21 protein-coding genes are annotated in these 20,973 nt (G+C 72.1%); 13 read left to right on the forward strand and 8 right to left on the reverse strand.

Going from position 1 to position 20,973, the window contains the following annotated elements; genetic code table 11:
- Positions 1-133 precede the first annotated feature (133 nt).
- Both ACIRJR_RS23955 and ACIRJR_RS23960 read left to right on the forward strand, forming a co-directional pair.
- Positions 134-1,237 (forward strand): pectinesterase family protein, encoded by a 1,104-nt coding sequence (locus ACIRJR_RS23955; protein WP_403784068.1) that lies wholly within the window; start codon positions 134-136, stop codon positions 1,235-1,237.
- The gene (locus ACIRJR_RS23960; RefSeq protein ID WP_403784070.1) at positions 1,234-2,319 is read left to right on the forward strand and encodes a dienelactone hydrolase family protein; all 1,086 of its coding nucleotides are present in this window, start codon (positions 1,234-1,236) and stop codon (positions 2,317-2,319) included. Before ACIRJR_RS23955 ends, ACIRJR_RS23960 begins: the two co-directional genes overlap by 4 nt.
- 290 nt (positions 2,320-2,609) lie before the next feature.
- Here the strand turns inward: ACIRJR_RS23960 and ACIRJR_RS23965 are convergent, their stop codons facing one another.
- From ACIRJR_RS23965 to ACIRJR_RS23980, 4 genes are all read right to left on the reverse strand, one after another.
- Complete coding sequence (locus ACIRJR_RS23965; RefSeq protein WP_403784072.1) at positions 2,610-3,443, reverse strand: pectate lyase; 834 nt, start codon at positions 3,441-3,443, stop codon at positions 2,610-2,612.
- 220 nt (positions 3,444-3,663) lie between these two features.
- Positions 3,664-4,497 (reverse strand): pectate lyase, encoded by an 834-nt coding sequence (locus ACIRJR_RS23970; RefSeq protein WP_403784074.1) that lies wholly within the window; start codon positions 4,495-4,497, stop codon positions 3,664-3,666.
- Between the two features lie 136 nt (positions 4,498-4,633).
- Positions 4,634-5,344, reverse strand: a complete 711-nt coding sequence (locus ACIRJR_RS23975; RefSeq protein WP_403784076.1) for a hypothetical protein — start codon at positions 5,342-5,344, stop codon at positions 4,634-4,636.
- Positions 5,344-5,916 carry a SigE family RNA polymerase sigma factor gene (locus ACIRJR_RS23980; RefSeq protein ID WP_403784078.1) on the reverse strand — a complete coding sequence of 191 codons (573 nt, stop codon included), beginning with the start codon at positions 5,914-5,916 and terminating at the stop codon, positions 5,344-5,346. The genes ACIRJR_RS23975 and ACIRJR_RS23980 overlap by 1 nt, the downstream gene beginning before the upstream one ends.
- A gap of 342 nt (positions 5,917-6,258) precedes the next feature.
- On the opposite strand from ACIRJR_RS23980, the gene ACIRJR_RS23985 reads away from it, so the two are divergent.
- Positions 6,259-7,770, forward strand: a complete 1,512-nt coding sequence (locus ACIRJR_RS23985) for an NCS2 family permease (RefSeq protein WP_403784080.1) — start codon at positions 6,259-6,261, stop codon at positions 7,768-7,770.
- A 48-nt stretch (positions 7,771-7,818) separates the two neighbouring features.
- Here the strand turns inward: ACIRJR_RS23985 and ACIRJR_RS23990 are convergent, their stop codons facing one another.
- Positions 7,819-9,270, reverse strand: a complete 1,452-nt coding sequence (locus ACIRJR_RS23990; protein WP_403784082.1) for a peptidoglycan D,D-transpeptidase FtsI family protein — start codon at positions 9,268-9,270, stop codon at positions 7,819-7,821.
- A gap of 106 nt (positions 9,271-9,376) precedes the next feature.
- Positions 9,377-10,147 carry an IclR family transcriptional regulator gene (locus ACIRJR_RS23995; RefSeq protein WP_376370768.1) on the reverse strand — a complete coding sequence of 257 codons (771 nt, stop codon included), beginning with the start codon at positions 10,145-10,147 and terminating at the stop codon, positions 9,377-9,379.
- A gap of 155 nt (positions 10,148-10,302) precedes the next feature.
- On the opposite strand from ACIRJR_RS23995, the gene ACIRJR_RS24000 reads away from it, so the two are divergent.
- Positions 10,303-11,823, forward strand: a complete 1,521-nt coding sequence (locus ACIRJR_RS24000) for an aldehyde dehydrogenase (NADP(+)) (RefSeq protein ID WP_403784085.1) — start codon at positions 10,303-10,305, stop codon at positions 11,821-11,823.
- Positions 11,820-12,434, forward strand: a complete 615-nt coding sequence (locus tag ACIRJR_RS24005; protein ID WP_403784087.1) for a DUF1349 domain-containing protein — start codon at positions 11,820-11,822, stop codon at positions 12,432-12,434. Before ACIRJR_RS24000 ends, ACIRJR_RS24005 begins: the two co-directional genes overlap by 4 nt.
- Before the next feature lie 129 nt (positions 12,435-12,563).
- On the opposite strand, the gene ACIRJR_RS24010 is transcribed toward ACIRJR_RS24005, so the two are convergent.
- Positions 12,564-13,469 carry a LysR family transcriptional regulator gene (locus ACIRJR_RS24010; protein ID WP_403784089.1) on the reverse strand — a complete coding sequence of 302 codons (906 nt, stop codon included), beginning with the start codon at positions 13,467-13,469 and terminating at the stop codon, positions 12,564-12,566.
- A gap of 129 nt (positions 13,470-13,598) precedes the next feature.
- On the opposite strand from ACIRJR_RS24010, the gene ACIRJR_RS24015 reads away from it, so the two are divergent.
- The 8 genes from ACIRJR_RS24015 to ACIRJR_RS24050 all read left to right on the forward strand — a co-directional run bounded on the left by ACIRJR_RS24015 (position 13,599) and on the right by ACIRJR_RS24050 (position 19,827).
- Positions 13,599-14,501, forward strand: a complete 903-nt coding sequence (locus tag ACIRJR_RS24015; protein ID WP_403784091.1) for a DMT family transporter — start codon at positions 13,599-13,601, stop codon at positions 14,499-14,501.
- A 209-nt stretch (positions 14,502-14,710) separates the two neighbouring features.
- Positions 14,711-15,646, forward strand: a complete 936-nt coding sequence (locus ACIRJR_RS24020) for a MerR family transcriptional regulator (protein ID WP_403784093.1) — start codon at positions 14,711-14,713, stop codon at positions 15,644-15,646.
- 67 nt (positions 15,647-15,713) lie between these two features.
- Positions 15,714-16,079 (forward strand): hypothetical protein, encoded by a 366-nt coding sequence (locus ACIRJR_RS24025; protein WP_403784095.1) that lies wholly within the window; start codon positions 15,714-15,716, stop codon positions 16,077-16,079.
- 173 nt (positions 16,080-16,252) lie between these two features.
- The gene (locus ACIRJR_RS24030) at positions 16,253-16,969 is read left to right on the forward strand and encodes a DsbA family oxidoreductase (RefSeq protein WP_403784097.1); all 717 of its coding nucleotides are present in this window, start codon (positions 16,253-16,255) and stop codon (positions 16,967-16,969) included.
- Between the two features lie 91 nt (positions 16,970-17,060).
- The gene (locus ACIRJR_RS24035; RefSeq protein ID WP_403784099.1) at positions 17,061-18,122 is read left to right on the forward strand and encodes an aminotransferase class V-fold PLP-dependent enzyme; all 1,062 of its coding nucleotides are present in this window, start codon (positions 17,061-17,063) and stop codon (positions 18,120-18,122) included.
- 106 nt (positions 18,123-18,228) lie between these two features.
- The gene (locus tag ACIRJR_RS24040; RefSeq protein WP_403784101.1) at positions 18,229-18,723 is read left to right on the forward strand and encodes a MarR family winged helix-turn-helix transcriptional regulator; all 495 of its coding nucleotides are present in this window, start codon (positions 18,229-18,231) and stop codon (positions 18,721-18,723) included.
- On the forward strand, positions 18,720-19,217 hold the full coding sequence (locus ACIRJR_RS24045) for a MarR family transcriptional regulator (RefSeq protein WP_403784103.1): 498 nt from the start codon (positions 18,720-18,722) through the stop codon (positions 19,215-19,217). Before ACIRJR_RS24040 ends, ACIRJR_RS24045 begins: the two co-directional genes overlap by 4 nt.
- 76 nt (positions 19,218-19,293) lie before the next feature.
- Positions 19,294-19,827, forward strand: a complete 534-nt coding sequence (locus ACIRJR_RS24050) for a GNAT family N-acetyltransferase (RefSeq protein ID WP_403784105.1) — start codon at positions 19,294-19,296, stop codon at positions 19,825-19,827.
- Between the two features lie 96 nt (positions 19,828-19,923).
- Here ACIRJR_RS24050 and ACIRJR_RS24055 read toward each other — a convergent pair whose 3' ends face one another.
- The gene (locus ACIRJR_RS24055) at positions 19,924-20,958 is read right to left on the reverse strand and encodes a LacI family DNA-binding transcriptional regulator (RefSeq protein WP_403784107.1); all 1,035 of its coding nucleotides are present in this window, start codon (positions 20,956-20,958) and stop codon (positions 19,924-19,926) included.
- Positions 20,959-20,973 lie beyond the last annotated feature (15 nt).

A 20,973-nucleotide genomic window follows, 5' to 3' on the forward strand; every position in this document is an offset into this window, starting at 1 on the left:
TCCTCCCGGACCACTGGTCCACCGGGACCCGCCCCCAGAACGGCCGGAGCGGCACCGCACGCCTTCCACCACCCCGGAAGGCGCCGCTCCGGCCCCCTTCCTCCCCTCCGCAAGCCCCGCAAGGAGTACCGCCATGCCCAGCAGACGCAGTGCCCTGACCCTGTTCGCGGGCGCCGGTGCGGCCCTCGCCCTGGGCGCTCCCGCCGCCCACGCCCGCCCCGTGCCCGCGCGCCCGTTCGGCCGCCACGGTTCGCCGTCCCGGCGGCTCGACGCCCTGACGCTCTACGTCGATCCGCACGGCAGGGGCGACTTCACCGACGTGGGGTCCGCGCTCGCCGCAGCCACCGGCACCGGCCGGACCCTCGTCATCGCCCCCGGCACCTACCGCGGCAAGCTCTCCGTCCCCGCCGACCGCACCGGCCTCACCCTGCTCGGGGCGAGCGGCGACCCCCGTGACACCGTCATCGTCCACGGCGACGCGGCCGGCACCCCGAAGCCCGACGGGTCCGGCACCCTGGGCACCAGCGGCTCCGCCTCCGTCACCGTCCAGGCCGCCGACTTCACCGCCCGCGACGTGACCTTCGCCAACGACTGGCTGCGCTCCGACAACCCGGAGTACACCGGCACCCAGGCCGTCGCGATCAAGGTGCAGGGCGACCGCTCGGCGTTCTACGGCTGCCACTTCCTCGGCCACCAGGACACCCTGTACGCCGACACCCTCGCCCTCACCGCCTTCGCCCGCCAGTACTACCGCGACTGCTACATGGAGGGCGACGTCGACTTCGTCTTCGGCCGCGCCACCGCCGTCTACGACCGCTGCCACTTCCGCACCCTGACCCGGACCGACCTGGCCGCCGCCCCGTACGGCTTCGTCTTCGCACCCAGCACCGCCGGGGCCAACCCGCACGGCTACCTGGTCCAGCGCTCGCGCGTCACCAGCACCGCCCCCGACGCGTACTACAAGCTGGCCCGCCCCTGGGTGCCCTCATCGGACCTCACCGCGCACCCGATGCTGACCGTCCGCGACAGCCACCTCGGTGCGGGCATCGACGCGGTCACCCCGTACGGCACGATGTCCGCGGGCTTCCCCTGGCAGGACCAGCGCTTCGCCGAGTACCGCAACACCGGCCCCGGCGCGCGGATCACGGTCCCGGACAACCGGCCGCAGCTCAGCCGGTCCGAGGCCCGCGTCCACACGCCCGCCGACTACCTCGGCGACTGGTGCCCCCGCGGGTGACCCTGGGGCTCAGCGGACGCGTACTCCCCGCGTTCCACCAGCGGTTGAAGGACGAGCTGACCTTCCCGCTCTCCTGGGCGAGGTCCGCGACCCGCGACTTCCCGGCCTGGCGCGCCGAGGCGCGTGCCAGGGTCGGGGAGGCGCTGCTCCAACCGCCGGGGCCCGGCCCGGAACCGTATGCCCCGGTGACCGTCGACGCACACGACGCGGGCCCGTACACCGCCCGCACCGTGGAGTTCGCCCTCACCCGGTACGGGCGGGCGCGCGGCTCGCTCCTCGTACCGCACGGGGAGGGGCCCTTCCCGGCGGTGCTGGTCCTGCACGACCACGGCTCGGAGTTCGCGATCGGCCGGGAGAAGGCCGTGCGCCCGTGGTCGGCCCCGGACCGTCTCGACCGCGCCACCGCGTGGGCCGCCCGGCACTACGGCGGCCGGTTCACCGGGGACGAACTGGCCTCCCGCGGCTATGCCGTGCTCGCCGTGGACACCCTCGGCTGGGGCGACCGGGGACCGCTCGCCTACGAGGACCAGCAGGCCCTGGCAGCCAACCTCTTCCAGTTGGGCACCTCGGCGGCCGGGCTCGCAGCCCACGAGGACATCCGCGCCGCGGCCTTCCTCGCCTCGCTGCCTGAGGTGGACGAACGCCGGGTGGGGGCGCTCGGCTTCTCCATGGGCGCCTACCGCGCCTGGCAGCTCTCCGCCCTGTCCGACCGGATCCGCGCGGCGGCGGCGGTCTGCTGGATGACGGGCCTGCGCGAGATGCTGGTCCCGGGCGACAACACCCTGCGCGGCCAGTCCGCGTACTTCATGCTCCACCCGGGCCTCAACCGCCTCCTGGACATCCCGGACGTGGCGTCCCTGGCCGCCCCGAAACCCGCCCTCTTCCAGGCGGGCGGCGCGGACCCGCTGTTCGCGCCGGTGGGGGTCGCCGCGGCGTACGGGAAGCTGCGCGCGGTCTGGGAGTCGCAGGGGGCGGGCGACCGGCTCACCACCGAGGTCTGGCCCGGCCAGGGGCACACGTTCGGGACGGGCATGCAGGAGGCGGTGTTCGCGTGGCTGGACACCTGGCTCGGCCGCCGGTGAGCCTGGACACCTGGCTCGGCCGCCGGTGAGCCTGGACACCCGGCTCGGCCGCCGGTGCGCGGACGGTGGGGACGGGACCGGGCAGAGCTGAGGCGACCGGCGGCCCCGTCCTCCAGCGCCCCGGAAGCGGCACCGTGGGCCATCGCGCGTGACCGGGTGCGCTGACGGCCCGGCGTGCGGGACGGGGCACGCCGTCGTCCACCCGGGCACGCCCCCGGCGTCGGAAGGGGGCCCGGACCCGCGCCGCCGCGCCGGTCCGGGCCCCCGGTCCGGAGGTGCCCCTCGGGGCTCTACTCGTAGCTGATGTCCGACTCGGAGTAGAGGCAGTACGTGCCGTCGGGGCCGCTGCCGACCTCTTCCGGCTCGTCACCGTCGTCGTTGCCCTCGTAGCGGACGCACGGCTCGATCTTCTTGCTGTCGTCGCCGTGGATCCGGATCGAGCTCAGCGTGGCGGTGTCCCCGTAGTTGCTGTTGATGCCGACCAGCGACTTGCCCGGCGCCGTGACGTCGACGTCCTTCACGACGATGTCCCGCTTGTACATCGTCGAGCAGTTGCCGCAGGAGCGGACGAGCTTGCCGAAGTCCTCGACCTGGAAGCCCGAGATGGTCAGCTTGCCCGCGCCGTTGAACTGGAAGACCTTGTCCTCGGCCCCCTTGGCGCCGCCGCCGTTCACCGTGTAGGCGGAGCCCGACGACTTGCCCTTGAAAGAGGCGGCGTCCTCGCCGACGTCCGTCCACCAGACGTTCTCGAGGGTGCAGCTGCCGGCGCAGTGGACCCCGTCGGCCGCGGGGGAGCCCAGGACGACGTTCTTGAGGGTCGCGCCGTCGGCCAGTTCGAAGAGGGCGTCCTGGCCCTCCTCCTGACCGTCGCCACCGAGGTCGCCCTCGCCGTAGAACTCCTTGAGGTCGCCGTCGTACGTCCCCGAGACCTCGATGCTCTCCGAGACCCCCTGACTGCCGGTGGGCGTGGGCCACTCGGCCACCGCCGCCGTGGCGGCACCGGCGGGCTGCACCATCATGTTCGTGGCCAGGGCGGCGCCGGTGAGGCTCAGTGCCGCGGTCAGTGCGGCGGCCATACGGCGTTTGCCGGTGGGGCGGCGGTGCGTGTGTGCTCGTTCACTCATGTCGACCGATCCCGATTCTGGAAGGTGGGGGGAGTGTCTTGCACTCATGGGTCGCCACCGCCCGCGAAAGGGTTGCCGTGTTTCGGAATCGTTTCCTCCGACGTGTCCGGCGGTCGCCGACGCGGCCCTGAACAGCACCGGCTCGTGCACGACGAGGGGGCGGACACAGAAGCGGGGGCGCGGACACCAGGATGTGTCCGCGCCCCCGCACTCCTGCCGGTCAGTCGTAGCTGAGGTCCGACGCCGTGTAGCGGCAGTACGTGCCGTCCGGGCCGCTGCCCGTCTCCTTCGGCTCGGCTCCCGTGCTGTTGCCGGTGTAGCGGACGCAGGGCTTGATCTTCTTGCTGCTGTCGCCGTGGATCCGCACCGAACGGAGCGCGGCGGTGTCCCCGTAGTTGGTGTTGATGCCGACCAGCGACTTGCCCGGCGCCGTGATGTCGACGTCGTTCACGATGATCTCGCGCTTGTACTGCTTGGAGCAGTTGCCGCAGGAGCGGACGAGCTTGCCGAAGTCCGCGACCTGGAACTTCGTGATGACCAGCTTGCCCGCGCCGTTGAACTGGAAGACCTTGTCCGAGGCCTTCCTCGCACCGCCGCCGTACACCGTGTAGACGGAGCCGGTCGACGTGCCCTTGAAGGACGCGGCGTCCTCGCCGACGTCCTCCCACCAGACGTTCTGGATCGTGCAGCTGCCGGAGCAGTGGACGCCGTCGGCGGCGGGGGAGCCCAGGACGACGTTCTTGAGCGTCGCCCCGTCGGCGAGCTCGAAGATCGGGTCCTGCCCTTCGTCCTGGCCGTCCCCGCCGAGGTCGCCGCTCCCGTAGAAGCGCTTCAGCGAGCCGTCGTACGTCCCTGAGACCTTGATCGTCTTCGAGACGGCCTGGGATCCGGTGGCACTGGGCCAGGAGGGCACCGCGGCCGTCGCCGCTCCCGCCGGCTGCAGCATGACGTTGGTGGCCAGGGCGGCGCCGGTGAGGCCGAGGGCGGCGGTCAGTGCGGCCGCCATACGGCGCTTGCCGGGCCTGCGCCGATGCGTGTGCGCTCGTTCGCTCATGTTCGTCGGTCCCGATTCCTAGGGGGCGGGGGATGGTGGTGCGTTCCTGGGTCGTCACCGCCCGCGAAAGGGTTGCCGTGTTCCGGACGTGTTTCCGCGGGGTCCGTCCTCGTGCCCCGCCGCAGGGGCGGTGGGCTCAGTGCGTCTCCGCGAAGTCGCCGCCCACCGAGGTCCGTCCGTCCGCCGTGCGCGCCCGCGCCGTGTAGTCGTCCCGCCCGGTGTCGCGGGCGCCCTCCGCGTGGTTGTACTGACCGGCGAAGGTGTGCGTACCTGTCGGCACGCCCCGTCCCGGCTTCAGCGTCCACCGGTAGACGAGGAAGCCGCCCTCCTCGCGGGCCGACGCGGCGAAGTCCTCCACCGGCAGGGAGCGCCAGGAACCGGTGGTGTCCACCCCGCCGTTCAGCGCGATCCGCAGTTCCACGGTGAGCTCCGTCAGCGGCCGGGTCGTCTTGACCGTGACCTCGCTCTGCGCCCAGTAGTTGTTGCTGTTCGGGTTCAGCGAACCGTCCGACCACAGCGGGCCGCTCCCGGCGGGCAGCGCACCGCCCCGGCCGGGGGAGGGGGACGCCGGACCGGACGGTGTGGGCTCGGCGGCCACCCGCTGCCCGCCCGCCGGCTCCTCCTGGCCCGCCGACGTGACGGCGAGCGCACCGGCCGTCAGCACCCCGCACACCGCCGCCGTCGCCCCGGCTACCCGCAGCCACGGCATCGGGGAGCGCGGGGCACGCGTGGGACGGGCGGGCGGCTCCTCCGCCATGCCGCGCTCGATCCGGGCCAGCATCCGCGCCCGGTCAGGGCGGTGCGAAGCGGCGGCCGTGCGCAGCCGCTCCCGCAGGTCCTCGTCCATCACTGCCTTCCTCCGGCGCGCTGCCCGGCGGCCGCCACCTGTACCTGTGCCGCGGGGGCCTCGGGTCCGAGCAGCCGCTGCAGCTCCGCCACACCGCGCGACGTCTGGCTCTTCACCGTACCGACCGACACCCCGAGGACGAGCGCGGTGTCCCGTTCCGAGAGGTCGAAGGCGTGCCGCAGCACCACGCAGGCGCGCTTGCGGAACGGCAGCCGCCGCAGGGCGCCTTGGACGTCCACCACCGCCGACACGTCGGGCCCGTCCGCCGCATAGCCGTCCCCCGCCCCGCGGGGCGCCCAGAACAGAGCGATCCGGCGGCGCTCGCGCACCGCGCTGCGGATGCGCGTACGGGCCAGGTTGGCGACGACGCCTCTCGCGTAGGCCCCCGGGTGGTCGGCGCCCCTGACCCGGTCCCAGCGGTGCCAGAGCGCCATGAGCGCGTCGGCCGCCAGGTCGTCCGCCGCATCGGCCTCGCCCGTCAGCAGATGGGCGAGCCGGGCGAGTTCGGCGTAGTGCGCCTCGAAGAACGCACGGAACTCGACCGCGGCGGCATCGTCCACGACTGTGCCCACGGGTACCTCTCCTCTGCTCCTCCGCACGGGATTCCTGCGCGCGCTCGAACCGGTTGTGTACGTTCCCAAGCGCGTGTGCGGGGCGAGAGCGTACCAACGTGTACCCCGGAAGCGCTTCGACGCGTGTGCGCCTCCAGTAAGGCGCAACACGGCGAAAACCTGAACCCCCCTGCATCAGGTGAAGCGCCGGACGGCTGATCCGGCGGCACACCGGGAACAGCACGACGGGGCCGGCAGGGGGGTGCGATCACGCAAGACGTAACACGGGGAAAACCTGAAATCCCCGCGGCCGGTGAACAATCCGGCTGACCGCCGCGTGATACGTACACCAGGAGGAGTGCCATGCCGGACAGACCTGATCCCACCGTGCCCGTTCCCGCGCCCAGGACCGACGAGGCGGAGGTCCCCGAGCCCACCGGGCCCCCCGAGGCGGTGCGGAAGGGCGGGCGGCCAAACGCGGTCGACCGGTTCTTCGCCGTCAGCGCCCGCGGCTCGGACTTCGGACGTGAGATACGCGGCGGCTTCGCCACCTTCTTCACGATGGCCTACATCCTGGTGCTCAACCCCATCATCCTCGGCTCGGCCGAGGACAAGTTCGGCGACCACCTGTCGGGCCCCCAACTCGTCACCGCCACCGCCCTGGTGGCCGCCGTGATGACCGTCGTCATGGGGATCGGCGGCAATCTGCCGCTGGCCCTCGCCGCGGGGCTCGGTCTCAACGCCGTCGCGGCCTTCCAGCTCGCCCCGCTGATGAGCTGGCCGGACGCGATGGGCCTCATCGTCATCGAGGGCCTGCTGATCTGCGTCCTGGTGGTCACCGGGCTGCGCGAGGCGATCATGCACGCGATCCCCGCCTCCCTCAAGCAGGCCATCAGCGTCGGCATCGGACTGTTCATCGCGTTCATCGGCTTCGTCGACGCCGGCTTCGTCTCCCGCATCCCCGGCGAGACCGGCTCCGTCCCCGTCCAGCTCGGCGCCACCGGCCACCTCTCCGGATGGCCGGTCCTGATCTTCTGCCTCGGAGTCCTGCTCACCGTCGCGCTGCTCGCCCGCAGGACGAAGGGCGCCATCCTCATCAGCATCGTCGTCACCACCGTCGTGGCGGTGGCCGTCAACGAGATCGCCGACATCGCCCCCACCGCCTGGGGCCTGACCGTGCCCGCCGTCCCCGACGACCTGGTCGCCGCCCCGGACTTCGGGCTGATCGGCTCCTTCAGCCTCTTCGGGGCGTTCCAGCAGGTCGGCGTCCTCACCATCGTGCTGCTGGTCTTCACCCTGCTGCTGAGCGACTTCTTCGACACCATGGGCACCGTCGTCGGCGTGTCCCACGAGGCCGGACTCCTCGACGAGGACGGCAGGGTGCCGCACCTGGGCCGGGTCCTGCTCATCGACGGCGCGGCGGCCGTAGCGGGCGGCGCGGCGTCCGCCTCCTCCGCCACCTCCTACGTCGAGTCCGCCGCGGGCGTCGGCGAGGGCGCCCGTACCGGCGTCGCCTCCCTGGTCACCGGCGGCCTGTTCGCCGTCGCCCTGTTCCTCACCCCGCTGGCCACGATGGTGCCGGCCCAGGCCGCGGCGCCGGCCCTGGTCGCGGTCGGCTTCATGCTGATGGCGCAGGTGCGGCACATCGACTGGGAGAGGTACGAGATCGCCATCCCGGCCTTCCTCACGATCGCCGTGATGCCGTTCACGTATTCGATCACCAACGGCATCGGCGCGGGCTTCGTCGCCTACGTCGTGATCAAGGCGGTCCTCGGCAAGGCCAGGGAGGTCCACTGGCTGCTGTGGGGGACCGCGGCCCTGTTCGCGGTGTACTTCGCCATCGACCCGATCGAGCAGCTGCTCGGCGTGAAGTAGGCCGCGGGGCGTTCCGCCACCGCCCGGCCCGGCGGTGGCGGAACGTGCTCAGCCCTTCAGCGCCGCCTTCATCATCTTCTGCGCGACGGGCGCGGCCAGGCCGTTTCCGCTGACCTCGGAACGGGCGGCCCCGGAGTCCTCGACGACCACCGCGACAGCGACCTGCTTGCCGGTGGAGTCGTCCTTCGCGTACGAGGTGAACCAGGCGTACGGGGTGTTGCTGTTGTCCACGCCGTTCTGCGCGGTTCCCGTCTTGCCGCCGACCTCCGCACCGTCGATCTTCGCGTTGCTCCCGGTGCCTTCCTCCACGACCGTGACCATCGCACTGCGCAACTGCTCCGCCGTCGACTCCCTCACGACCCGCTCGGTGTCGCCGTCCGGGTACTCCTGGAGGGTGGAGCCGTCGGCGTCCGTCACCTTCGAGACCATGTGGGGCGAGGCCAGCTCACCGCCGTTGCTGAGAGCCGCGGAGACCATGGCCATCTGCATCGGGGTGGCGGTCACCTCGAACTGCCCGATGCCGGTCAGCGCGGTCTGCGCCTTGTCCATGTCCTTCGGGTAGACGCTCTCGGACGCCCGCACGGGCACGTCCAGCTCCTTCGTGTCGAAACCGAAGGCGTCCGCCATCGCCTTCAGCTTGTCCTGGCCGAGGTCGGCCGCGACCTTCGCGAACACGTTGTTGCAGGAGTACTGGAGCGCGGTGCGCAGCGTGGCGTTCTCGCAGGGCGCCGAGAGGTTCTCGTTCTTCAGGACCGTGCTCGTGCCCGGCAGGGTGTAGGGGTCCGGGCTGTCCGTGGCCTCGTCGACCGAACCGTACAGACCGTTCTCCAGCGCGGCCGACGCCACCACCAGCTTGAACGTCGAGCCGGGCGGCAGCGGCTGCCGCAGCGCCCGGTTGACCAGCGGCTTGCTCTTGTCGTCGAGGAGCTTCTGCCAGGCGTCGGAGTCCCCCGTCCCGCTGATGCCGGACGGATCGTAGGAGGGTGAGGAGACCATCCCCAGGATCCGCCCGGTCTCCGGGTCCATCGCGACCGCCGCGCCCCGGTCGTCACCGAGCGCGTCGGAGGCCGCCTTCTGCACACCCGGATCGATGGTCGTCAGCACGTCGCCGGGGGCCGTCTGCCTGCCCGTGATCAGATCGGCGGGGTTCTTGAGCCGGTCGTCGGTGCCGTCCAGGACATCGCTGTAGATGCCTTCGAGCTGGGTGGCGCCGTAGGCCTGCGAGCTGTAGCCGGTGACCGACGCGTACAGATCGCCCTGGGTGTAGGTGCGCTTGTAGCGGAGGTCGTCGCCGTCCGTCTCCTTCGAACCGGTGACCGGGGATCCGGCCACGATGATGTTCCCGAGCGGCTGCGCGTACTGCGCGATCGTGTTCCGCCGGTTGTGGTCGTCGTCTGCGAGCGCCCGGGCCTCGTACGCCTGCACCCAGGTCGCCCGCACCAGCAGGGCGAGAACCATGAGCAGACAGAAGACCGAGGCGCGCCTGATCGTCTTGTTCATCCCGCTGGAGGGACGAACGGGGACACCTGGGGCGTTCCCGTTCGTGTTCCTTCTCACCGGTTTCTCAGGCACGCCGCACCGGGCCCCGGTGCGGCGTGCCCGGCGGTCAGAGCCTGCGGGTCGCGAGGGTGAGCCGGTCGCGGGCGTCGAACAGGGCGTCCTTGACCATCTGCTCGTGCGCCGGGGTGAGCCGGGCGACCGGCACCGAGCAGCTGATCGCGTCACGCGACGGGGTGCGGTACGGGATCGCGACGCCGAAGCAGCGCAGCCCCAGGGTGTTCTCCTCGCGGTCCACCGCGTACCCCTGCTCGCGGATGACGTGCAGTTCCTCGATGAGCTTCTCGCGGTCGGTGAGGGTGTGCTCGGTCAGCGCGGGCAGGGTCTCCGGCAGCATCTTGCGGACCTGCTCGTCGCTGTGGGTCGCCAGGAGCGCCTTGCCGAGCGAGGTGGAGTGGGCGGGCAGCCGGCGGCCCACGCGGGTGAAGGGGCGCAGGTAGTGCTGGGACTGCCGGGTGGCGAGGTACACCACGTTCGTCCCGTCCAGCCGGGCCAGGTGGATGGTCTCCGTGGTGTCGTCGGAGAGCCGGTCCAGGGTGGGGCGGGCGGCGGCGACGACCTCGTCGCCGTCGATGTACGAGGTGCCGACGAGCAGGGCCCGCACGCCGATCCCGTACCGCGTGCCCGTGGCGTCGGTCTCCACCCAGCCGAGCTCCACCAGGGTGCGCAGCAGCATGTAGAGGCTGGACTTGGGGTAGCCGACGGCCTCCTGCACAGCTGCCAGCGAGTGCATGCCGGGGCGCCCCGCGAAGTATTCGAGGAGTTCCACCGTCCGTACCGCGGACTTGACCTGTGCCCCACCGGGCTCGCCAACCGACATCCCTTATGCCCCTTCCAGCCTTCTTGTACGACCCTGCGACTTCTTGCCAACACGGAGCGCCCGGAAATAGAGTTCCCGTGTATTCACGTTCAGGAACGCTGTTCAGAATACCGAACAACTTCTCCTGTGTGGCAGTGGAACCGGAAGGAAACACGGTGGCAGCAGCACCAGTCTGGAGCGTCGACCCCCGTACGGGGAACCCGCGTGAGCAGGTTGCGGTGGAGGCTACAGCGGAGGAGGTCGACCGTGCGGTCCGGGCGGCGCACGCCGTGCGCGGCGCGCTGGCCGACCGCACCGTGCGCGCCGCCTTCCTGCGGACCGCGGCCGATCTCCTCGCCGAGGCCAAGGAGCAGGTCATCGAGGCGGCCGACGCGGAGACCGCGCTCGGCCCCGCCCGGCTGACCGGTGAACTCGCGCGTACGGCCGCCCAGTTGCGGGCCTTCGCGGAGGTCGTCGACGAGGGCGCCTACCTCGACATCCACATCGACCACGAGGACGGCAGCCGGACGCCGCCCTGGCCGGACCTGCGCCGCTACAAGATCCCGCTCGGCGTCGTCGCCGTCTACGCCGCCAGTAACTTCCCGCTCGCCTTCTCCGTCCCCGGCGGCGACACCGCGAGCGCCCTCGCCGCCGGCTGCCCGGTCGTCGTCAAGGCGCACCCCGACCACCCCGCGACCTCGGAGATCTGCGCGGCGCTCCTGCGCAGGGCCGCGGCGCAGAACGGCCTGCCCGAGGACGTCCTGACCGTGGTCCACGGCTTCGAGGCGGGCGTCGAGCTGGTGAAGCACCCGCTCGTCTCCGCCGCCGGTTTCACCGGCTCGATCCGCGGCGGTCGCGCCCTCTTCGACGCGGCGGCGGCCCGGCCCACCCCGATCCCCTTCCACGGCGAGCTCGGCTCGCTCAACCCCGTCGTCGTCACCGAGGCGGCGGCCGCCGAGCGCGGTGAGCAGATCGGCGCCGGTCTCGGCGGCTCGATGACCATGGGCGCGGGGCAGTTCTGCACCAAGCCCGGCTTCGTGTTCGCCCCCTCGGGCGAGGCGGGCGACCAACTGCTCAAGTCGCTGACCAAATCGGTCAGCGGCACCGGCGCGGGCGTCATGCTCGACCACCGGATGCGGGACGCCTTCGTCCACGGGGTCGCCGAGCGGGCCGCGCTCCCCGACGTCGAGGCCCCGGTCACCCCGGGCGCGGGTGGCGAACACACGGTCTCCCCGGGCTTCTTCACCGTGCCCGCGCGGCGCCTCGCCCAGGAGGGGCCGCACGACGCGCTCCTGGAGGAGTGCTTCGGCCCGGTCACCGTCGTCGCGCGCTACGACTCGCCGGACGAGATCACCGCCGTGCTCACCCGCCTTCCGGGCAACCTCACCGCCACCCTCCAGATCGCCACGGAGGAGGCCGACGGCAGCGCCGCCGGACTCCTGTCCGAGCTGACCCCGGTGGCCGGACGCGTCCTGGTCAACGGCTGGCCGACCGGCGTCGCCGTCGCGCCCGCCCAGCACCACGGAGGCCCCTACCCGGCCACCACCTCCACCTCCACCTCGGTGGGCGCCACCGCGATCGAGCGCTGGCTGCGCCCGGTCAGCTACCAGTCGACGCCCGAGGCGCTGCTGCCGCAGGAGCTCCGCGAGGACAACCCGCAGAACCTGCCGCGCCGGGTCGACGGGCGCCGCGCATGACGACGGTACGTCTCCCGGAACTCCCCTTCGCCCTGGAACCGGCCGGCCCGGAGGGCGGATGGGCGTACGCCGACGGCGTGCTCACCGGCACGGCGGGTGCGAAGCAGGACCGTTTCGTCCCGCCGGGCGGTGACAGCCTCGAACCCGCCTCCGACGCGCCGCGCCTGCTGGGCGCGGCGCCCGAGGGCGACTTCCAGCTGATCGCCCGCGTGGACGTCGGCTTCGCAGCCGCCTTCGACGCGGGGGTCCTCTACCTCCACGTCGGGGAGCGTGAGTGGGCGAAGCTCTGCCTCGAGCTCTCCCCGGAACGCCCCACGGTCTGCACCGTGGTCACCCGGGGCCACTCCGACGACGTGAACTCCGCCGTCGTGGAGGGGAACAGCCACTGGATGCGCCTCAGCCGCGTCGGCGGTTCCTTCGCCTTCCACGCCTCGGCGGACGGTGAGCGGTGGACCTTCGTCCGGGTGTTCACCCTCGGTACGGAGGAGGAGCGGGCCGCGGCCCGCATCGGCTTCCTCGTCCAGTCGCCCACGGGTGACGGGTGCACCGCTTCGTTCGACCGGATCGAATTCCGGCCGGCCGGCCTCGGTGATCTGCGGGACGGCAGCTGACGGACCGCACGCACACGCACGAGGGCCCGGATCCGAGAGGATCCGGGCCCTCGTGCGTGGTGGACCCATGGCAGGTGTGCGCCTGATGTCCACCCGCGGTCTCTCGCGACCCGACACGGCCGCGTCCACCTAGACCGCCCGCGCGGCCGCCGTGGTCCGCAGCGCGTCGAGCAGCCCGCGCAGCGCGGGCTGCTCGGCCGGGGACGACTCCCGTACCGCCGCGTGGATCGACCTGACCGGCTCCGGGTTGCGGACCCTGCGAACGGCCACGCCCGGATGGGAGGTGCCGATCCCCAGTTCCGGAATCAGGGCGACACCGAGCCCCGCGGCCACGAACGCCTGTGCCGTGGCGTGGTCCTCGCTCTCCACCACGAACGCCGGACTGAAGCCCGCCGAGGCGCAGGCGTCGAGCACGGGGTCCAGGCAGGGACCCGGCCGGTCACTCCTGATCCAGGGCTCATCGGCGAGGTCGGTCAGCTCGATCTCCTGGTGGGCGGCGAGCGGGTGCTCCTCGGGCAGCACGGCGAGGTACCCGTCGTCGAGCAGGGAGAGGAACCGGATGCCGTCGACGGGCGGCTGATCCCGTGGCCGGACCACGAGGGCCAGGTCGGCACGGCCGTCCTTCACCTCCGGCAGAGGGTCCTCGGGGTCACTCAGCTTCAGCTCGGTCTGCACGCCCGGCTGTTCGCGCCGGAGCCGTGCCAGTGCGGGGGCCACCAGGGTGGCCCCCGCACTGGCGAAGTAGCGGATCGACACCCGTCCCGTGCGCCCGGCTCGCAGGTCGGCCAGCGCGGTCTCCGCCTCGGCGACGTGGTGGCTGATGAGGGTCGCGTACTCGTTGAGCAGCAGCCCCGCGTCCGTCGGCCGGACGCCTCGCCCGGACCGCTCCAGGAGCGTGATTCCGGCCTCCTTCTCCAGCGCGGCCATCTGCTGGCTGACCGCCGAGGGCGTGTATCTGAGATTCCGTGCCGCCGCGGTGACCGACCCACTGGTGATCACCGCTCGCAGGAGCTGCATGCGCCGCAAATCAAGCATGTAGTACAGCTTAACGCTCCATGCAAACTTTTTCGCTTGTCTTACGTGAGCCGTCAGGGCAGTGTTCGAAGCCGGACATCACTCTGGAGGCGGACAGTGCTCAGCGGTCAGCGGGGAACCCTCGTACGCATGGCTTTACTCGCCCTGTTGTGGGGATCGAGCTTCCTCTGGATCAAGATCGCCCTGAACGGCGGTCTCTCCCCCCTGTACATCACCGTCATCCGGTGCGCGCTCGGCGCGGCCGTCCTCCTGGTGCTCGCCCGCTCGGCCGGCCAGCGGCTCCCGCGCAGCCGAAGGACGTGGGGACACCTCGTCGTGGCCGCCTTCTTCTGCAACGCCCTGCCGTTCCTGTTCTTCAGCATCGGCGAACAGACCGTCGACTCAGGGGTGGCCGGCGTCCTGAACGCCACGACTCCCCTCTGGTCCATGGGAATCGGCCTCGCCCTCGGTACGGAGCGCGGCCGGCATCCGCTCCGCCTGGCCGGCCTCCTCCTCGGCTTCGCCGGCGTGCTGGTGGTCTTCGCCCCCTGGCAGGAGAGCGGCCTGACCAGTGGGGGTGCGCTGTTCCTCCTCGCCGCGGCCGTGAGCTACGCCGTCGCCTTCGCCTACATGGCCCGCAACCTCCTTGGCGGGGACGGCGCCCCGCTCGCCCTGTCCGCGGCCCAGCTCGTCGCCGCGACGGGCCTGACCGCACTCGCCCTTCCCACGGACCCCGGCCCGTTGGATCCCGGTCTCGGAGCGGTGCTCGCCGTCATCGTCCTGGGCATCTTCGGCACGGGGATCACCTTCCACCTCAACTCCAGGCTCATCGCCGACGAGGGCCCCACGGCCGCCGCCACCGTCGGGTATCTGCTGCCGGTCGTGTCGGTGGGCCTGGGTGCCCTGGTCCTCGACGAGCAGCTGAGCGCCCGCGTCGTCACGGGCATGGCCGTCGTACTCGTCGGAGTCGGCCTGACCCGCACCCGTCCGCCGCGAAACCTTGCCGACGGTCCCGCCGACGCGCGGCCACGCGTCGGATCGACCACGGGATGAACGCCCGGTCTCCTCGGCGGCCCTCCGGGCCGGTCCCGGCGTCCTGACACGTGTGCGCGCCGACGGGTTCCGGGAGCCGGTCCGCCTCCTGGCCGCCTCCATCGGGCCCTTTCCTGATCTTGCCCGGGCGAAGGGCCGTTTGTGAGAATCCGACCGTCGCGAGCTCACGAGCTTGAGTCTCCAGCAGGGGGAGACAGGAGGGTGGGGACATGAACGGCCACACGCTCTACCCGATCGGCGAACTGGCCCGGCGGACCGGCACCACGGTCAGGACCATCCGGTTCTATTCCGACCGCGGACTCGTACCGCCTGCCGACCGCAGCCCGGCCGGCTATCGCCTGTACGACAGCGGTGCCGTCGCGCGCCTCGATCTCGTGCGAACCCTGCGCGACCTGGGAGTGGACCTTGTGGCCATCCGGAAGGTCATGGACCGGGAACTCACGCTGCCGGAGGTTGCCGCGGCACACGCCGAAGCGTTGGACGTGCAGATCCGGACGCTGCGGCTGCGACGTGCAGTGCTGACCGCCGTGGCGAAGCGCGGGGCCACCCCTGAGGAGACACATCTGATGCACAGACTGGCCAAGCTGTCCGAAGCCGAACGCCGGCAACTCGTCGGCGATTTCCTCGACGCCGCGTTCGATGGTGTGGGTACCGGCTCCGTGTTCACGGGAGTCATGCGCTCGATGACTCCGGAACTCCCGGACAACCCCGACGCGGAGCAGGTCCAGGCGTGGGTGGAACTGGCCGAGCTGTCCCAGGACGCGGACTTTCGCGCCCTCGTGCGGCAGATGGTCCAGGATCAGACGTCCGGGTACGCCCAGGGTGGTCCACCCGTGCTGCGCGGCAACTTGGCCGCGATCGTCCGTGACCAGATCGCCCCGGCCGTGGCAGCGGACATCGAACCGGCTTCACTTCAGGCCGATCCGGTCGTCGCGGTCCTCGTGTCCCGCTGCGCACATCTTCTCGACTGCCGCGACGAGGCGGAGTCCCGGTGGCAGCTCCTGGCCCGGCTGGAACGCGTGAACGATCCGCGCAGAGAGCGGTACTCCTCGCTGCTCGCGGTGATCAACGGCTGGCCGGGTCCGGAGAGCCTGCGGCCGGTGCTCGACTGGTCCGTCCACGCTCTGCGGGCCCGGACGCGGTGATGGGGGCATGGACCAGCTGCCGCCGATCCCGGATCAAGTCCTGCTTCAGCGCGGCTAGGGTGCGGACATGGCTGCCATAGAGGTCCACAACCATTCCGAAGGATGGCTCGTCATGTGGCTGGAGCCACTGGGTGAGGACCGATGGCTCAGGCCGGACGAGACGCTCCGGGTCCGATCCGAGTACAGCGGTGACGAGCCGGCCTTCTCCCTGAGCGTCCTGGTGGATGACGACGACCGGTCGGCGGGAATCGAGAACGTCGCCGTCTGGATCGAGAAGGGTGACTGTTACGCGGAAGTCACCGACAGGGCGGGCAACCTCGTCGAGTGCGGGCACCAGAGGCCTGAAGAGGTCAACAGGCGATGGCAGTCCGCGCTCCAAGAGGCGCAGGTGCGGGCAGCGGAGCGGAAGGCCGGAGGGGAGGCAACGGGATGACCGCGGGCGGTCCTTTTCCCCGGGCGGGCCGTCGCCGGCGCGGTCGCGGTCAGCAGGGTCGCGCCCCAGGCCCCGGGCGTGCCCGGGGAATCACCTGCCCGGGTCCCGCGTTGAACCGGCGGCGGAGGGCCCCTCCGCCGCCGGTCACAGCAGAGCTGGAGAGTAGAAGAGTCATGCGCGTCGAGATATGGAGTGATATCGCCTGCCCGTGGTGCTATGTCGGGAAGGCCCGTTTCGAGAAGGGGCTCGCCGGCTTCGCCCACCGTGACGAGGTCGAGGTCGTCCACCGCTCCTTCGAGCTCGACCCCGGCCGGGCCAAGGGCGACACCGAGCAGGTCCTCGACATGCTGGCGCAGAAGTACGGGCGCACCCTCGAGGAGGCCCGGGGCATGGAGGCCAACGTCGCGGCGAACGCGCAGGCCGAGGGGCTCGGCTACCGCACCGAGGGGCGTGATCACGGCAGCACCTTCGACATCCACCGGCTGCTCCACCTCGCGAAGGCCCGCGGGCGCCAGGAGGAGCTGCTGGCGCTCGCCTACCGGGCGAACTTCGCCGAGGAGCGCTCGGTCTTCGACGACGCGGTGCTGGCGGACCTGGCCGCCGAGGCGGGACTCGACGCCGACGAGGCGCGTGCGGTGCTGGCCGACCCCGAGGCGTACGCCGACGACGTGCGGGCCGATGAGCGCGAGGCCTCGGAACTGGGTGCCCATGCCGTGCCGTTCTTCGTGTTCGACCGGCGCTACGGCATCTCCGGAGGGCAGCCCGCGGAGGTCTTCGCGCAGGCCCTGGAGCAGGCGTGGAAGGACCGGCAGGTCACCGGCCTCACCCGGGTCGGCGGTGACGCCGCGGCCTGCGACGCCGACGGGGCCTGCGAGGTGCCCCAGGCGTAGGCGCCCGACCAGCGCACATAAGGATGTCTTGGGCGCGCCGCTCGAACATGCGTGATTGACGTGTAGTTGAGCGGCCGTCAGGCTGGCCCGCATGGAGAACTCTGCGATCGACCAGGTCAGGGCCGCCGAATTCACATCCGGATCCACCTATCTCAACACCTCGACCTGCGGGCTGCTGCCCCGCCGTTCCGTCGAGGCCGTCAAGAAGCTGGCCGGTGAGAGTGCCATGGGCCTGCGGGGCGGCGTGGGCAGCTTCGAAGTGGTGGACGCCGCCCGTGCGGGCTTCGCGCGGATCGCCGGTGTCCCGGCCGCCCGGGTGGCCGTCGGAGGTTCTGTGGCCGCCCATGTGGGGCTCGTCGCGGCGTCCCTGTCCAGGGGGGCCGAAGTGCTGGCGCCGACCGGGGAGTTCAGCTCGGTCGTCAGCCCGTTCGCCGTACGGGGCGATCTCAGGATGCGTTACGTCCCCCTGGCCGAGCTGGCGGACTCCGTGCGGCCCGGCACCGCGCTCGTCGCCTTCTCCGCGGTCCAGTCGGCCGACGGCCGGGTCGCCGACCTGGACGCGGTCCGCGCGGCCGCGGCCGCGCACGGGGCCCGGACGATGCTCGACGCCAGCCAGTCGGCCGGATGGCTGCCGCTGGACGCCGGGGCGTACGACTACACCGTCACCGGCGGGTACAAGTTCCTGATGTGCCCCCGGGGCTCGTCGTTCCTGACCGTGACCGAGGAGGCGCAGACGACCCTGCCGGCGCTCTACGCGGGCTGGGTCGCGGCCGAGGACCGCTGGAACAGCACGTACGGGCCGGTCGAGAAACTCGCCTCCGACGCCCGGCGTTTCGACGAGCCGGTCGCGTTCCTCGCCTACCACGGGGCCGAGCGGTCCCTGGACCTGCTGACCGAGGTCGGTGTGGACGCCGTGCACACCCACGCCACCGGGCTCGCCGCCCGCCTCCGGGAGGGGCTGGCTTCGATCGGTCACGCTGCGGTTCCCGGCGCCTCCGCGATCGTCGCCGTGCCCGGTCTGGGCGGCAGGGAGCCCGATCTGGCGAGGGCGGGGGTGATGGTCTCCGCCCGGGCGGGCAATCTGCGGGCGGCCCTCCACCTCTACAACACCGAGGCGGACGTCGACCGGGCCCTGGACGTGCTCTCCGGCTGAGCTCCGCCCCGGGTGTGCTGCCCGGGGCCTGACCCGGGCCACGGTCCCGGGCCGGACCCCGAGAAAACAGTAGCCATGGACATAATAGCTATGTACTTTATATGTCATGAGCAGGAGTTCGCCGGGTCCCACGCCCGGATATCTGGTGTGGCGGCTCGCCAACAAGTGGCGCGTCGCCGTCGACCGCGCGCTGGCTCCGCTGGGCCTCACGCACGCGCAGTACTCGCTGGTCGCGTCGTTGCACGGCATGCAGCGCGCCGGGGAACGGCCCAGTCAGCGCCGGCTCGCCGACCACACCGGCCTGGAGGCGCTGTACGTCTCGAAGCTGGCGCGCGCCCTGGAGGCGGCCGGTCTGATCGAGCGCACCCGCGACCCCCGCGATCCGCGTGCCGTGCAGCTCGCCCTCACCGAGGCGGGCCAGGACGTCACACGACGGGCCGTCCGCGTGGTCCAGCAGCTCCTCCAGCAGCTGCTCGAGCCGCTCGGCGGCCTCGACAGCCCGCGCACGCGTGCGTTCACCGACGAGCTGACGACCCTGCTCGACGTACCTCTCGCTCCGTCCGTACCGAACGACGAGACCACTCAGGGGACGACACCATGACGACCACCGCATCCACCGCCACCGCCACCGCCGCCGCATCGACCGTCACTGCATCCACCGCCGCACCCGCCGCCGACGCCCGCACCCTCGGCCTGGCCCACTACGCCGCCCGCGGCGTCCTGGAGCACTTCCTGACGCGGCACGGTGCCACGTTCCCGCAGCAGATCACCCTGCGCGCCGCCGCCACCGCCGACGTCCCGCAGACGGCGGACGACCTCGTCGCCCAGGTCCGGGGCTTCCTCAAGGCGGATCCGGCCGGCATCCGGGTCACGCTCGACGAACTCCTGGCCAAAGGGCTGCTCATCGAGGAGGGATCGCACCTCCGTCCCACGGACGCGGGGCGCGAGCTGCTCGCCGCCGTCGCCGCGGAGTCGGCCCCCGTCTCCGCCCGGATCTGGGGCGGGATCCCGGACGGGGACCTGGCCGCCGCCGGCCGTGTCCTCGCCCTGGTCACCGAGCGCGCCGAGGCGGAGCTCGCGGCGCTGGAGGCCTGACCGCCGCCCGCGCGGAGATCTTCCCGGAAGGCGGCGAGGACGGCGCACCGGGCGGTCACCATGGGAAACTTCAGCCGTGAACGACACGACGGCACACGGCATACGGATCAGGCCGGGCACTCCGGCCGACGCACCGGCCATCCTGGACATGCTCGACTCCGCGGTGGCCTGGATGAACGCCCGCGGCAACACCGAGCAGTGGGGCACCGTCCCCTATTCGCAGACGTCCGGCGGGGTCGCGCGGGTGGAGCGCTACACCACCGAGAACGCGCCGTACGTCGCCGAACTGGACGGCGTGGCCGTCGGGGCGATGGTGCTCGACCACGGCCCCAGCCCGCAGATGCCGATCGAGGCGGCCGGGGAACCGGAGCGGTACGTACGCCTGCTGGTCTCCGACCGGGCGCACGCCGGCCGGGGCATCGGGGCGGCCCTGCTCTCCCATGCCGCGGACGAGGCCCGGCGGGCCGGAGTGGACCTGCTGCGCGTCGACTGCTGGGCGGGCGGCGGGGGCGAACTGGTCGCGTTCTACGAGCGCAACGGCTTCGCCCCCACGGACCGCTTCCTGTCCGGGAGCTGGCCCGGTCAGGTGCTGGCCCGCCGGATCGGGTGAGACCGGCACGGATTGTCCTGCGCCCCGGCACGGATTGTCCTGCGCCCCGGCACGGACCGCCCTGCGCCCCGGCACGGCGCCCGCCCTGCCCGGGACCTACGCCGAATCCCGGCGTACCAGCTCCGTGGGCAGGATCACCGCGGCCGGGTCCTCCCCGCCGATCTGCGCCAGCAGTACCCGCACCATCTCGGCGCTGATGCGGTCCCAGGGCTGACGGACCGTCGTCAGCTCCAGCCGCCCCGTGAGCGCGGCCGGCGAGTCGTCGAATCCGCCGACCGCGATGTCCTGCGGAACCCTCCGGCCCGCCCGCTCCAGCGTGCTCAGCACCCCCTGCGCCATCAGGTCCGACGCGACGAACACCGCGTCCACGTCGGGTGCCCGCTCCAGCAGCAGCGCTGCCGCCGCCTCACCGCCGGCCCGGCTGTAGTCGCCCGGCACGATCAGGGCCTCGTCGACGGGCAGCCCGCACTCGGTGAGCGTCTCGCGGTAACCCGCCAGCCGCTCCACCCCGCCCGGGGTGTCCAGCGGCCCGGTGACCGTGGCGATCCGGCGACGCCCCGACTCGTACAGGAACCGGACCATGTCCCGGGCCCCGCTGCGGTCGTCCGCCGCCACGTAGCTGACCCGGGAGCCCTGTCCGAGCGGCTTCCCGCAGGCGACCAGCGGCACACCGGCCTCGTGCAGCTGGGCGGCGACCGGGTCGCCGGAGTGGCTGGAGACCAGCAGCACCCCGTCCACGTGCCCGGCGATGTAGCGCATGTTGCGGCGGCGCTCCGCCTCCGTGCCCGCGATCATCAGCAGCAGCGGGATGTCGTGCGCGGCGAGCGCGGTGGTGCAGCCGCGCAGCAGCACGTTGAAGTTCGGGTCCTCGAAGAAGCGTTCCTGGGGTTCGGTCAGGAGGAACGCCACCGAGTCGGAGCGCCCGGTGATCAGCGACCGGGCGTGCCGGTTCACGGTGTAGCCGGTCCGCCGGATGGCGGACTGAACCGCTTCGAGCGCGGCCGGGCTGACGTTGTGACCGCCGTTGAGCACCCGCGAGACCGTGCCCCTGGAGACCCCGGCCTCCCGGGCGACGTCGTGGATCGTCGGCGGCCTGCGGCGTCCCGCGCCGTTCTGTTCTGTGCGGTTCATGGTGCTCGATCTTTC

Origin of the sequence: Streptomyces sp. NPDC102402 (assembly GCF_044765765.1) — a bacterium.
Classification (GTDB): domain Bacteria; phylum Actinomycetota; class Actinomycetes; order Streptomycetales; family Streptomycetaceae; genus Streptomyces.